This window comes from Neisseria iguanae, from assembly GCF_003013245.1.
GTDB lineage: Bacteria > Pseudomonadota > Gammaproteobacteria > Burkholderiales > Neisseriaceae > Neisseria > Neisseria iguanae.
Genome location: NZ_PXYY01000086.1, coordinates 1 through 11,110 on the forward strand (window position 1 = coordinate 1; position 11,110 = coordinate 11,110).

Annotated in this window: 12 protein-coding genes; 8 read left to right on the top strand and 4 right to left on the bottom strand. The window is 49.0% G+C overall.

Features of this window, described 5'->3' with window-relative positions; translation table 11 throughout:
- Nucleotides 1–198: 198 nt before the first annotated feature.
- From C7N83_RS11080 to C7N83_RS11090, 3 genes are all read right to left on the bottom strand, one after another.
- The gene (locus C7N83_RS11080) at nucleotides 199–1,170 is read right to left on the bottom strand and encodes an SPFH domain-containing protein (RefSeq protein WP_106742680.1); all 972 of its coding nucleotides are present in this window, start codon (nucleotides 1,168–1,170) and stop codon (nucleotides 199–201) included.
- 23 nt (nucleotides 1,171–1,193) lie between these two features.
- Nucleotides 1,194–1,607: an NfeD family protein gene (locus C7N83_RS11085; RefSeq protein ID WP_106742682.1), complete on the bottom strand. Its 414-nt coding sequence runs from the start codon at nucleotides 1,605–1,607 to the stop codon at nucleotides 1,194–1,196.
- A 314-nt stretch (nucleotides 1,608–1,921) separates the two neighbouring features.
- Nucleotides 1,922–2,545 (bottom strand): LysE family transporter, encoded by a 624-nt coding sequence (locus C7N83_RS11090; RefSeq protein WP_106742684.1) that lies wholly within the window; start codon nucleotides 2,543–2,545, stop codon nucleotides 1,922–1,924.
- 92 nt (nucleotides 2,546–2,637) lie between these two features.
- Between C7N83_RS11090 and C7N83_RS11095 the strand changes: the two genes are divergently transcribed.
- The 3 genes from C7N83_RS11095 to C7N83_RS11105 all read left to right on the top strand — a co-directional run bounded on the left by C7N83_RS11095 (nucleotide 2,638) and on the right by C7N83_RS11105 (nucleotide 4,857).
- Nucleotides 2,638–3,171: a hypothetical protein gene (locus tag C7N83_RS11095; RefSeq protein ID WP_106742698.1), complete on the top strand. Its 534-nt coding sequence runs from the start codon at nucleotides 2,638–2,640 to the stop codon at nucleotides 3,169–3,171.
- Between the two features lie 67 nt (nucleotides 3,172–3,238).
- Entirely contained in the window at nucleotides 3,239–4,291 is a 1,053-nt protein-coding gene (locus C7N83_RS11100) for an NADP(H)-dependent aldo-keto reductase (RefSeq protein WP_106742686.1), read from the top strand.
- Between the two features lie 182 nt (nucleotides 4,292–4,473).
- The gene (locus C7N83_RS11105; protein WP_106742687.1) at nucleotides 4,474–4,857 is read left to right on the top strand and encodes a MarR family winged helix-turn-helix transcriptional regulator; all 384 of its coding nucleotides are present in this window, start codon (nucleotides 4,474–4,476) and stop codon (nucleotides 4,855–4,857) included.
- Nucleotides 4,858–4,961: 104 nt separating this feature from the next.
- Here the strand turns inward: C7N83_RS11105 and ppx are convergent, their stop codons facing one another.
- Nucleotides 4,962–6,470, bottom strand: a complete 1,509-nt coding sequence (gene ppx, locus C7N83_RS11110; protein WP_106742689.1) for an exopolyphosphatase — start codon at nucleotides 6,468–6,470, stop codon at nucleotides 4,962–4,964.
- A gap of 208 nt (nucleotides 6,471–6,678) precedes the next feature.
- Here ppx and C7N83_RS11115 point away from each other — a divergent pair, with 208 nt between their 5' ends.
- The 5 genes from C7N83_RS11115 to C7N83_RS11135 all read left to right on the top strand — a co-directional run bounded on the left by C7N83_RS11115 (nucleotide 6,679) and on the right by C7N83_RS11135 (nucleotide 10,967).
- Nucleotides 6,679–7,311, top strand: a complete 633-nt coding sequence (locus tag C7N83_RS11115; protein ID WP_106742691.1) for a lytic transglycosylase domain-containing protein — start codon at nucleotides 6,679–6,681, stop codon at nucleotides 7,309–7,311.
- 427 nt (nucleotides 7,312–7,738) lie between these two features.
- A complete protein-coding gene (locus C7N83_RS11120; RefSeq protein WP_106742692.1) occupies nucleotides 7,739–9,121 on the top strand; it encodes an MFS transporter in 1,383 nt (460 codons plus the stop codon).
- Between the two features lies 1 nt (nucleotide 9,122).
- Nucleotides 9,123–9,674 carry a single-stranded DNA-binding protein gene (locus C7N83_RS11125; protein ID WP_106742694.1) on the top strand — a complete coding sequence of 184 codons (552 nt, stop codon included), beginning with the start codon at nucleotides 9,123–9,125 and terminating at the stop codon, nucleotides 9,672–9,674.
- 273 nt (nucleotides 9,675–9,947) lie between these two features.
- A complete protein-coding gene (gene greA / locus C7N83_RS11130) occupies nucleotides 9,948–10,424 on the top strand; it encodes a transcription elongation factor GreA (protein WP_106742695.1) in 477 nt (158 codons plus the stop codon).
- Between the two features lie 99 nt (nucleotides 10,425–10,523).
- The gene (locus C7N83_RS11135) at nucleotides 10,524–10,967 is read left to right on the top strand and encodes a DUF4149 domain-containing protein (protein WP_106742697.1); all 444 of its coding nucleotides are present in this window, start codon (nucleotides 10,524–10,526) and stop codon (nucleotides 10,965–10,967) included.
- Nucleotides 10,968–11,110 lie beyond the last annotated feature (143 nt).

Consider the following 11,110-nt stretch of genomic DNA (forward strand, 5'->3'; position numbering starts at 1 on the left):
CAGCTGCACGGGCCGTTACTTCCGATACAGAAAATTGAAGAATTTTTTCCGTGTAGATTTGCTTGGTTTGCAATGGGTTACCTTCATTTTTTAATGTATAACCCGACTGCTCATCTGCGTCAGCCCCAAATAAAGCAAGGCCGTCTGAAAAGATAATCTGTTTATCTTTTCAGACGGCCTTATCTTGTTAATTAGCAATTATTTTAAGATTGATGAAGAATTTTTATTCCTTTCCACAATCTTCAATCCCGCAGAGACCAAGCTGCCGATGTCGGCGATGTTGGCCGGCATAATCAGAGTATTGTTCTCTTTGGCCAGTTTGCTGAAGGCTTCGACGTATTGTTCGGCTACTTTCAAATTCACCGCTTCGTTACCGCCCGGGTGCTGCAAAGCGGCGGCAACGGCGCGAATGGCATCGGCATTGGCTTCAGCCACCAGGCGCAGGGCTTCGGCTTCACCTTGGGCGCGGTTGATTTGCGCTTCTTTCTGGCCGCGTGATTCATTGATGGCAGCCTGCATCTCGCCTTCGGACTGTTGGATTTCGGCTTCACGTTGGCCGCTGGCCAAGTTGATTTGCTCGATTTTACGGCCTTCCGATTCGGCGATGCGGGCGCGTTTTTCGCGCTCAGCAGTGATTTGTGCCTGCATCGAGCGCAGAATTTCTTGCGGAGGAACCAAGTCCTTGATTTCATAGCGTAATACTTTCACTCCCCAAGATGTTGCCGCTTCGTCTAACGCTGCTACGACGATACTGTTGATTTCGTCGCGCTCTTCAAAGGTTTTATCCAACTCCATGCGGCCGATGACCGAGCGTAGGGTGGTTTGGGCCAACTGGGTGATGGCCATGATGTAGTTGCTGGTGCCGTATGAAGCGAGTGTAGGATCAGTGACTTGGAAATAGATAATGCCGTCAACCGTGAGCTGGGTATTGTCGCGCGTGATACATACTTGGCTCGGCACATCCAGAGGGATTTCTTTCAGCGTGTGTTTGTAGGCTACGCGGTCGATAAAGGGAATCAGAATGCTCAAACCCGGATTGAGCACTTTGTGGAAACGGCCCAAGCGTTCGACCACATAGGCTTCCTGCTGTGGTACGACCACAAATGCTTTGAAGCCGAAGATGACTACTACGGCCAAAATCAGAATCGGAAAGCTGTATAAAATTTCCATGTTTTCTCCTTGATGTAAATGAATTAATTTAAGTGAATCAATAAAATATTACCGTTTTTGCCGGTGATCACGCCGGTGTGTGCGGCGGTAGCAGATAGCGTGTTGACTGCCTGTGCCTGCCAATGCGTGCCACGGTAAACGACTTCGTAATAATCGGTGTGCAGATGACGTGAAATCTGCACGGCTTGGCCGATGTCGAGATCGTTGGCGAGATTCTCAATGTCTTCCGGTTTGCGGTGCTTTTGAATCCAGTCCCGCGCCCACCAAATCCCCAGTGCGGATAAAACAGCCGCCGTTAAAATCGCGGCAACGGTATTTGCCGTGAGCCATGCGACCAAGCCCGCACCGAATAAGGCGGTACTTACTACCATCAGATAAATCGTGCCAATAAAGAGCTCAAGTATCAACAGGGCGGCGGCCAGAATGAACCAGAACATTGCAGATCTCCTTATTGTTGGTTATTTTCGCTACCAAATTAGCCAATTCTATCAAATAGCTTATTAAATTCAAAGTCTTATAGCATATTTTTACATATGTATTTACAATAAAAGCTGAGATCTTTGCCAAATCCCCACCTCTAAATCCTCATCTTTGGTACAGTTCAAAGCATTAGTATTTGGGGAACGCACAGATATATCACGAAAATAGACAAGCGTTTGAGAAGCGCAGCGCGAAGCAATGTATCAAAGATGGGGGATTCGGAAAAGGCCTCAGGCCGTCTGAAATGTTCAGACGGCCTTGGTTTAAGTGGCTAGGAAAATAAAGCTTTATAAATCAAATGTGCACCAAAACACAAGAAAAACAAACCGGAAAAGTTATCCAAATAGCGGCTGTATCGGCTGTAAAAACGTTTGGCGGCCTGACCGGAAAATAAAACCGCCAAGCTTGTAAAAAAGACTATGGTTTCCACCCAAAGCAGCGCCAATAAGCCGGTGATTTGCCATGTTTCAGTGATATCTGCCAACACTGCCGACATCACACTGCTGAAATACACCACGATTTTCGGGTTGGAAAGATTGACCAGCAAACCTTTTTTGGCTTCGGTCAACGGGCCAGTAGGCGTGGGGTCGGCAGCCGATTCTGTGTGGCGGAAATCGGCGTTTTGCCGTATATTGGCCATTTTCCGACCCAGATACATCAAATAACTGCCGCCCAAACACGTCAACACTGTATTGAGCATTGGAAAAGTTTTCAAGAGCAAGGATAAGCCGAACATGGTGGCGGCTGCCCAAAACATTACGCCTGTGACGATGCCGAACACGGCAAATACGGCATTTTTGCGTCCGTGTAAAGCGGCAGTGCGGGCAATGTAAAAGAAATCAGGCCCCGGGCTCATCATGCCGAGCAAGTGGAGGATAATAATGTTCCAAATCATGGGGTTTTCATAGAGGCGGCGGGTGTTAAAACCATTGCAGGAAGGCTATAATAACACTTTCCGAATCATCCAGAATCATGAGAATAGAAATCATGCAGAAATATTCACTGTTGTTAATGTCCCTGATGCTGGCAGCCTGTGGCGGCCAATCCGACCAAACAGCCGGGGAAGCGCAATCCGGTGTGCCGCCGAAGCCTGTATTTAAAGTGAAATATATTGATGAAACCGCCATTAACGGACTGGTTTTGGGCACGCCGCAAGCAGGCCAAGCGGCCGACGGCAGGCCGAGCGTGGTTTACACCATTGAAAAAATAGGCGGGGGTAATCAGGTCGAATTAATCGGCGGGCGCAGCAATGATTTGGAAATGATTCGCGGCAAATGCATGGAAACCGACGGCGGTAAAAACATCGGCTGGCCCCAAAACGGCATTTGCCATACATTGTTTGCCAAGCTGGTGGACAATGTGGCGCAAGACGGTGTGAAACTTACTGATTACCTCGTGAGCCATGCCGGTTTGAAATCGTATTCCGAAAACAAATCCGGCTATGCCGCCGTGCAAACCGGCCGCTATATTTTAGAAGCCGACAACGACGGTGCGTTTTTTTTCCGCCGCCGCAATTATTAAGCTATTTTTTCAGACGGCCTAAAATTAAACCATCAGGCCGTTTGAAACAAAAATCGAAAGGAATTTCATGGAACAGCGTAAACTCGGCCGCACCGGTATTGAAGTCAGCAAAATCTGCTTGGGCACTATGACTTGGGGTGAGCAAAATACCGAACAGGAAGCCCGCGCGCAATTGGATTATGCTTTGGCCAACGGCGTAAACTTCATCGATACGGCGGAAATGTACCCCGTGCCACCGAGTAAGGAAACCTATGCCGCCACTGAGCGTTACATCGGCTCATGGATTAAGGCGCGCGGTAAACGCGATGATTTTGTGTTGGCCAGCAAAATTGCCGGTCCGACCGGTGCCAACCGTCTGGAAAGCTACATCCGCAACGGCAATGATTTTTCCCGCACACAAATTTTGGAAGCCTGCGATGCCAGTTTGCAGCGGTTGAATACCGATTATTTGGATTTGTACCAACTGCATTGGCCGGAACGCAAAGTCAATTTCTTCGGTAAATTGGGCATGACCGAATTGTCGGATAACGAAACGTTTACACCGGTTGGGGAAATCGTCGATGCTCTGGGTGAGTTGGTGAAGCAGGGCAAAATCCGCGCTTTCGGCTTGTCAAACGAAACGCCGTGGGGCGTGATGCGCTATCTCAACCATCATGAACAAAAAACTGATTTGCCGCGCGTGGCTTCAGTGCAAAATCCGTATAACCTGCTCAACCGCAGCTATGAAGTGGGCTTGAGTGAAATTTCATTGCGTGAAGATGTGCCTTTGTTGGCATATTCGCCGCTGGCCTTTGGTGTCTTGACCGGCAAATACCGGCATGGTGAGAAACCGGAAGGCAGCCGCTTGGCCTTGTTTGAACGTTTCCAACGCTATACCAAACCGAAAGCGGACGAAGCAGTAGAGCGTTATGCCAAAATCGCCGAAGATGCGGGCTTGACGTTAACGCAATTGTCTTTGGCGTTTGTGACGCAGCAAAGTTTTGTCAGCAGCAACATCGTCGGCGCAACGTCGCTCAAACAGTTGCGTGAAAACATTGCTACGGCGGAAATCGTGTTAAGTGAAGATGTGTTGGACGCGATTAACGGGGTACATGCGGAAATCAGCAATCCTTGTCCGTAATGGGTTCGGGTGGATATAACTGAGGCCGTCTGAAAATAAATTGGATTTTCAGACGGCCTTAATGATGTTAATAATATGGTTGGATATTCAGTCTGGTTGGCGCCCAAGCTTTTGCAAGAACGGTCTTTCAGACCGTATGGAAATAAATAAAATCAATATGTTAAAAAGAAAAGGACGAAATCATGGCAAGCCTTACCGACCGTTTGGTGCAAATCAGTTCGGCGGCGACTAAAGCGGCTGATGTTTATTATCATGATGCCGTGGGTTTGAAAATCCGCGAGCTGCATGTGTTGCGTTTGCTGCACAGTATGCCCGGCAGCCCGCCGACCGAACTTTTGGAAAATTTGGCACCGGACAAAACGCTGTTGTCGAAAAATCTGGCGGCTTTGACTCAATGCGGCCTGATTACCTGTAAGGTTGGCGAACGCGACCACTGCCGTCAATGCCTGTATTTGAACAAGCGGGGTGCAGAATCAGTTTGGTGGCGGAAACCATTGGCCGTAATTTGGAAAAAGACATGTTTGCCGGATTATCCGATGAAGAGTGGATATAATTGCAAAACCTGATTCAGCGGGCGTTGGCGTCATTCAACAATTGGCAGAAAAACCATTCTTGATTTTGAATAAAGAAACAGGCCGTCTGCATATTCAGACGGCTTCAGCCGTTTGATTTAGAGTGTTTGCACATCAAAAGGCTGATTGATTTTGTTCCATTGTTGGCTTTCGTATTCCAAAGCAGAAGCAATCAAAGGGTGCTTGTCGAGCCAAGACAAGCTGATGCGCAGCAACACGCTTTGTTTTTCTTCGTCGGTGCGGAATTGCAGCTGGTTCGGCAATTCCAGCGGCAGGCGTGCGCGGCAGAAGAGCGCCGCCAGGCGCAGGGATAAAATCGCATACCAAAGCATTTGATCGTCGCCGACAATATCGGCCATTTTCTTCAAATCGCCGCGATGACCGAGCACCAATTGCGACAAGATGATTTGTTCTTTACGTGAAAACCCGGGCATATCGGCGTATTCCAAAATGTAGGCCGAATGCTTGTGGTAGCCGGTGTGGGCGATGTCTAAGCCTATTTCGTGCAACAAGCCTGCCCAGCGCAGGAATTGTTTCCAGTTGGCCAAATCCTGTACTGGTACATTCAGCGCCAAGCACAGATTTTGCATGAATGCTTGCGCAGTTTCGGCCACACGTTTGGCTTGATTCTGGCTGACATGGTAGCGTTTTTGGAATTCGGCAGTGGTTTGGTCGCGCATGTCTTCGTTTAATTTACGGCCGATGAAGTCGTAGAATACGCCGTCGCGCAAAGCGGCTTCGGTAACCATCATTTTTTTGATTTCCAATTCTTCAAACGCGGCCATCATTACGGCCAAGCCGCCGGTGAAGACTTCCACACGCTCCGTTTTCAGACCGTTGAATTTGGCTTTTTTCACCGAACCGGCAGCGATGATGCGGCCGGCCAGTTTTTTCATGCCGTCGTAAGTGATGTCGGATTCCTGCGGGTATTCGGCAGCCAATACATCACGGATGGATTTGGCCGAACCGGAAGTACTAACGGCGAAATCCCAACCGGTGCGCCTCATCATTTTGCTGATGCGTTGGATTTCGTTACGCGCGGCGGAAATGGCGGCTTGAAAATCTTTGGCGGTGATTTTGCTTTGGAAAAAACGCATGCTGTAAGTGACGCAGCCCAAAGCCAGGCTTTCAGTGTTGGTTGGTTTGAGTTCCGAACCGATGACAAATTCGGTCGAGCCGCCACCGATGTCGATTACCAGCATGCGGTCGCCGTTGGGTGGCAGGGTGTGTACCACGCCGGTGTAAATCAAACGCGCTTCTTCGCGACCTGCAATGACTTCAATCGGAAAACCCAAAGCGGCTTCGGCTTTAGGAATGAATCGGGCGATATTTTTGGCTACACGGAAGGTGTTGGTGGCCACCACGCGGACTTGTTCCGGCGGGAAACCCTGTAGACGTTCGCCGAATTTGGCCAAGCATTCCAAAGCTCGGTTTTGTGATTCTTCACTGAGCATTTTGTGTTCGTCCAAGCCGGCGGCAAAGCGCACCATTTGTTTGAAGGAATCAATGATTTTGAGTTGGCCGTTGTTGTTTTCGCAGATTTGCAGGCGGAAGCTGTTGGATCCTAAATCCACAGAAGCAAGAAGATTTGAGCTGGGGGCAGTCATGGGAGTTAACAGGGGGTGGAAGAATGAAACCGTTATGTTACATGGCGCAAAAAATGCTGTCATCCCCTAATGCGGATATCCTTTGATTCAGTGCAAAGATAATCGTATAATAACAGACTGTCTGAAAACGACCGGATTTTCAGACAGTCTGTTGAAAGGCATAAATCTATTAATAATAACTTCAAACACAATATCAATATGTCAGCCCATGGAAAAAACAGCTTACCCACACCCTGAAGAATTTTTGCCACGCCGCCGCTTACTGATTGCGGGCGGCGCGTTGCTTTTCAGCCCTGCTTTGGCCGTTGCCGGGGCGCAACGAGAGGAAACCTTGTCGGACGACGTGGCTTCAGTGATGCGCGGCTCCATCAATAATGTCAATCCCGCGCGTTTGGTGTTTGCCAATGCGGCCCAAGGCGAACGCTGGCTGCAAACCATGTTGGCGCGTTTGGCGAGATTTGTTCCAGATTCGCTCGAACGCCGCCGTCTGCTCATCAATATTCACTACGAAGCCAGCCGTGCCGGATTGGATCCGCAGATTGTGTTGGGGTTGATTGAGGTGGAAAGCGCGTTCCGCCAATACGCCATCAGCGGCGCGGGTGCGCGCGGTTTGATGCAAGTGATGCCGTTTTGGAAAAACTACATCGGAAAACCTTCGCACAATCTTTTCGACATCCGCACCAATCTACGCTATGGCTGCACCATTTTGCGCCACTATAATAATGTGGAAAAAGGCAATCTGAGGCGTGCATTGGCACGGTTTAACGGCAGCTTGGGCAGCAACAAATATCCCAACGCCGTGTTGGGTGCATGGCAAAACCGCTGGCAGTGGCACGGCTGACTTTGAGGCGGCCGGCGGTAGAAAATCCCAGTGTTGTTTAAACTTTTTGTTTTTGCTTGAAGACTGATTTTATAAAAGAATAAAAACTATTATGCATAAAAAGTGCCGGCAACCTGGCCTTTTCCAACCTCTCGGCCTGTTGCAAAATCCCCCGCTCCGGTTACGGTTCTTCGCAATGTGCTTCTCAAACGCCCGGCCTTTTCATGAAATGCCTGTCTGCACGTTCTGCCATGCTGCCGCTTTGAATCGCGCTCAAATCCGGGGATAAATAAAAAAGAGCTCGGTCTGTTGGTGATTTTGCATACAGAATCAGGCAGCTGCGATAAAGCAAATGCAAAGAGATTTGAATCCTGTATAATCTTTCCGTTAACGATTTTTTTAGGTTTCAGACGGCTTCATGCTTCATCAGGCCGTCTGAAAAATACTGATGGCTAGAGATAACCGCGTACAAATGTTTGCGCACGAATGGCGTGCCAGCACGACTCTTTCCGGGGTTTATGCGCTGCGCATGCTGGGTATGTTTTTGGTGTTGCCGGTGTTGGCTTTATACGCGGCGACCTTGCCCGGCGCGGAAAACAATAAATCATTAATCGGCCTTGCCATGGGTATTTACGGCTTGACGCAGGCGTTGTTGCAATTGCCGATGGGCATGGCTTCGGATAAATTCGGCCGTAAAAAAGTGATTTATGTCGGCCTGATTGTGTTTGCCGGCGGCAGCTTCATAGCGGCGGCGGCAGATTCCTTAACTATGCTGGTGGTGGCACGCGCCCTACAGGGCGCAGGCGCGGTAAGTGCGGCGGTAACAGCTTTGTTGGCGGATTTGACACGTAACGAAGTGCGCACCCGCGCAATGGCGATTATTGGCTTGAGTATCGGTTTAACTTTCTCTGTGAGCTTGGTCGCCGCACCGGTGATAGCCACTTGGATTGGCGTGCAGGGTTTGTTTGCATTGACTGGCGCGTTAACGCTTATCAGTATCGCCGTAGTGGCCTGGCTGACCCCGAATCCCGAAAACCCGCGTCTGCATGATGATGCACAAGCACAGCCGGGACGCATGGCCGAAGTGTTGAAAAACCGCCAGTTATTGAGTTTGGATTTCGGTATTTTCGTGCTGCATGCGGCGCAAATGGCTTTGTTTACGACTTTACCTTTTGCCATGGAAGACTTAGGTCTGTTGAAAACCCAGCATTGGAAAGTGTATCTGCCGGCGGCCATTATTGGCTTGGTGCTGATGGTGCCGCTGATTATTGTCGGTGAAACGCGCAACAAGCTGAAGCAGGTTTTTATATTCGGCATCGGCTGTATCGCCTCGGCGCAAATCGCGTTGATGTTCGGCTTAAGTTCGATTTGGCTCATTACGGCGTTTATGATTGTTTATTTTATCGGCTTCAATGTGTTGGAAGCCAGCCTGCCGTCGATGGTGTCGAAAATTGCGCCGTCGGATTTGAAAGGTACGGCGATGGGTGTGTACAACACCATGCAGTCAATCGGCCTGTTTGCCGGCGGCATAGTTGGCGGAGTGTTGTTCCAGCATTACGGTTTTAACGGCGTTTTCGCGTTTTGCAGCATGCTGGTATTGTTATGGTTGTCGATTGCATGGCTTTCGCCCGCGCCAAAGCCGGTGAAAAATATTGCTTATGCGGTGCAACCGCAATGGCAGAAACGAACCGATGCGCTTTACCACGCGCTTTCCGAATTATCGGGTGTGGAAGCGGTGACGTTCAGCCAAGACAAACAAACTGTTTATATTAAAGCGTTGCAAAAAGGTTTCGACCAGTCAGCGGCGGAAAAAATCATTTCAGGAGATTAATATGTCATTGAATAAGGTTATTCTTATCGGCCGCTTGGGTCGTGATCCGGAAGTCCGTTACATGCCCAATGGCGAGGCTGTGTGTAATTTCAGCGTAGCCACCAGCGAAACATGGAACGACCGCAACGGCCAACGTCAAGAGCGTACCGAGTGGCACAACATCACCATGTACCGCCGCTTGGCTGAAATCGCCGGACAATACTTGCGTAAAGGTGGCCAAGTGTATTTGGAAGGCCGTATCCAAAGCCGCAAGTACCAAGGTAAAGACGGCATCGAACGCACTGCTTACGACATTATAGCCAGTGAAATGAAAATGCTGGGTGGCCGCAATGACAATTCAGGCGGCGCACCTTATGATGATGGCAGCTATGACCAAGGCGGCTACCAAGGTTCACAAGGCAGTTACCAACAATCGGCACCGCCGCAATCTTACCAATCTGCTCCGGCTCATCAGCAAGAAAGACCAAGTGAGCCACCTGCTGCACCGGCACGCCGCGTGCCAACTGTACCGGCTGTGCCAGTTGACGATATTGACGACGATATTCCGTTTTAATTGCTAAGAAATAAACAGGCCGTCTGAAAATATCGATTCAATTTTCAGACGGCCTGTGGCTTATGTTATCAAATAAGCGACGGAAAACCACGAAATCAGATTTGAGGATTGCGGTTTTCAGGTTTGATGGTAGAATAACGCTATTCAATCTTTTTACGAGCAAGCCGCCGATAAACAGGCGGCTTGTATTTTTATTTTGCACCCGCGTCCAATCTCACCGTGGGCGCGAACCATCGATGAAGAAGTGTACAAACGCTTTACGGAGAACATAATATGCAAAAAATTCCTTTGACCATACGCGGCGCAGAATTGTTGAAACAAGAATTGCAACATCTCAAAAGCGTTGCCCGTCCGGAAGTCATTGAAGCGATTGCCGAAGCACGCTCACACGGTGACTTGTCTGAAAATGCCGAATACGAAGCGGCCAAAGAACGTCAAGGCTTTATCGAAGGCCGTATTTCCGAATTGGAAAACAAACTTTCTCTGGCACACATCATTAATCCTGCCGAAATCCATGCCGAAGGCAAAATCGTGTTCGGCAGCACCGTGACCTTGGAAGACTTAGAAACCGGGGAGCAAGTCACTTACCAAATCGTCGGTGAAGATGAAGCCGACATCAAAGCGCGCAAAATTTACGTTGGTTCGCCAATCTCACGTGCCTTAATCGGCAAAGAAGAAGGTGATGTGGCAGAAGTGCAGGCTCCGGGTGGTGTACGCGAATACGATATTATTTCGGTTCAATACATCTGAATCCATCGGGATAACAAAGGGATGAATCCATAGCGGATTTGAATTAGGCCGTCTGAAAGCGGATATTTTCAGACAGCCTGATTATAGAAGGAGAATACCATGAATAAATTAACAACTGCATTGGCCGGTGTGTGGCTGGGCTGGCAAGTGATGGCAGGCTATATTGCCGCACCGGTGTTGTTTGAAAGTTTGCCCAAATTACAGGCAGGTGCGATTGCAGGCAAGCTGTTTAGTGTCGTTTCTTACACTGGATTGGTGATTTGGGCTTTGGTGTATTTTGTCGGTAAACGTGCGACGGTGGTGCAGCATGTCTGCTCAATAAACGGCAAACTGATTGCGCTATTATGGACGGGTTTGGCAGTCAATCAATTTCTGATTACGCCGGTAATTGAAGCGCATAAAAACCAAACTGCAAACTGGCTGCTGAGTTTGACCGGAGGCTCATTCGGCATATGGCACGGTATTTCCAGCTTGATTTATATGATTTGTGCTATTTTGGCTGTGGTGTTGGTGTGGCGGATTTCGACTTTGGAATGGAAATAAACCGACATTTTAAAAAGGGGCTGACGCAGATGAGCAGTCGGGTTATACATTAAAAAATGAAGGTAACCCATTGCAAACCAAGCAAATCTACACGGAAAAAATTCTTCAATTTTCTGTATCGGAAGTAACGGCCCGTGCAGCTG

Excerpts from the sequence above, each read along its gene's own strand:
- C7N83_RS11080 (WP_106742680.1), bottom strand. The coding sequence starts at position 1,170 with ATGGAAATTTTATACAGCTTTCCGATTCTGATTTTGGCCGTAGTAGTC.
- C7N83_RS11085 (WP_106742682.1), bottom strand. The coding sequence starts at position 1,607 with ATGTTCTGGTTCATTCTGGCCGCCGCCCTGTTGATACTTGAGCTCTTT.
- C7N83_RS11090 (WP_106742684.1), bottom strand. The coding sequence starts at position 2,545 with ATGATTTGGAACATTATTATCCTCCACTTGCTCGGCATGATGAGCCCG.
- C7N83_RS11095 (WP_106742698.1), top strand. The coding sequence starts at position 2,638 with ATGCAGAAATATTCACTGTTGTTAATGTCCCTGATGCTGGCAGCCTGT.
- C7N83_RS11100 (WP_106742686.1), top strand. The coding sequence starts at position 3,239 with ATGGAACAGCGTAAACTCGGCCGCACCGGTATTGAAGTCAGCAAAATC.
- C7N83_RS11105 (WP_106742687.1), top strand. The coding sequence starts at position 4,474 with ATGGCAAGCCTTACCGACCGTTTGGTGCAAATCAGTTCGGCGGCGACT.
- ppx (WP_106742689.1), bottom strand. The coding sequence starts at position 6,470 with ATGACTGCCCCCAGCTCAAATCTTCTTGCTTCTGTGGATTTAGGATCC.
- C7N83_RS11115 (WP_106742691.1), top strand. The coding sequence starts at position 6,679 with ATGGAAAAAACAGCTTACCCACACCCTGAAGAATTTTTGCCACGCCGC.
- C7N83_RS11120 (WP_106742692.1), top strand. The coding sequence starts at position 7,739 with ATGGCTAGAGATAACCGCGTACAAATGTTTGCGCACGAATGGCGTGCC.
- C7N83_RS11125 (WP_106742694.1), top strand. The coding sequence starts at position 9,123 with ATGTCATTGAATAAGGTTATTCTTATCGGCCGCTTGGGTCGTGATCCG.
- greA (WP_106742695.1), top strand. The coding sequence starts at position 9,948 with ATGCAAAAAATTCCTTTGACCATACGCGGCGCAGAATTGTTGAAACAA.
- C7N83_RS11135 (WP_106742697.1), top strand. The coding sequence starts at position 10,524 with ATGAATAAATTAACAACTGCATTGGCCGGTGTGTGGCTGGGCTGGCAA.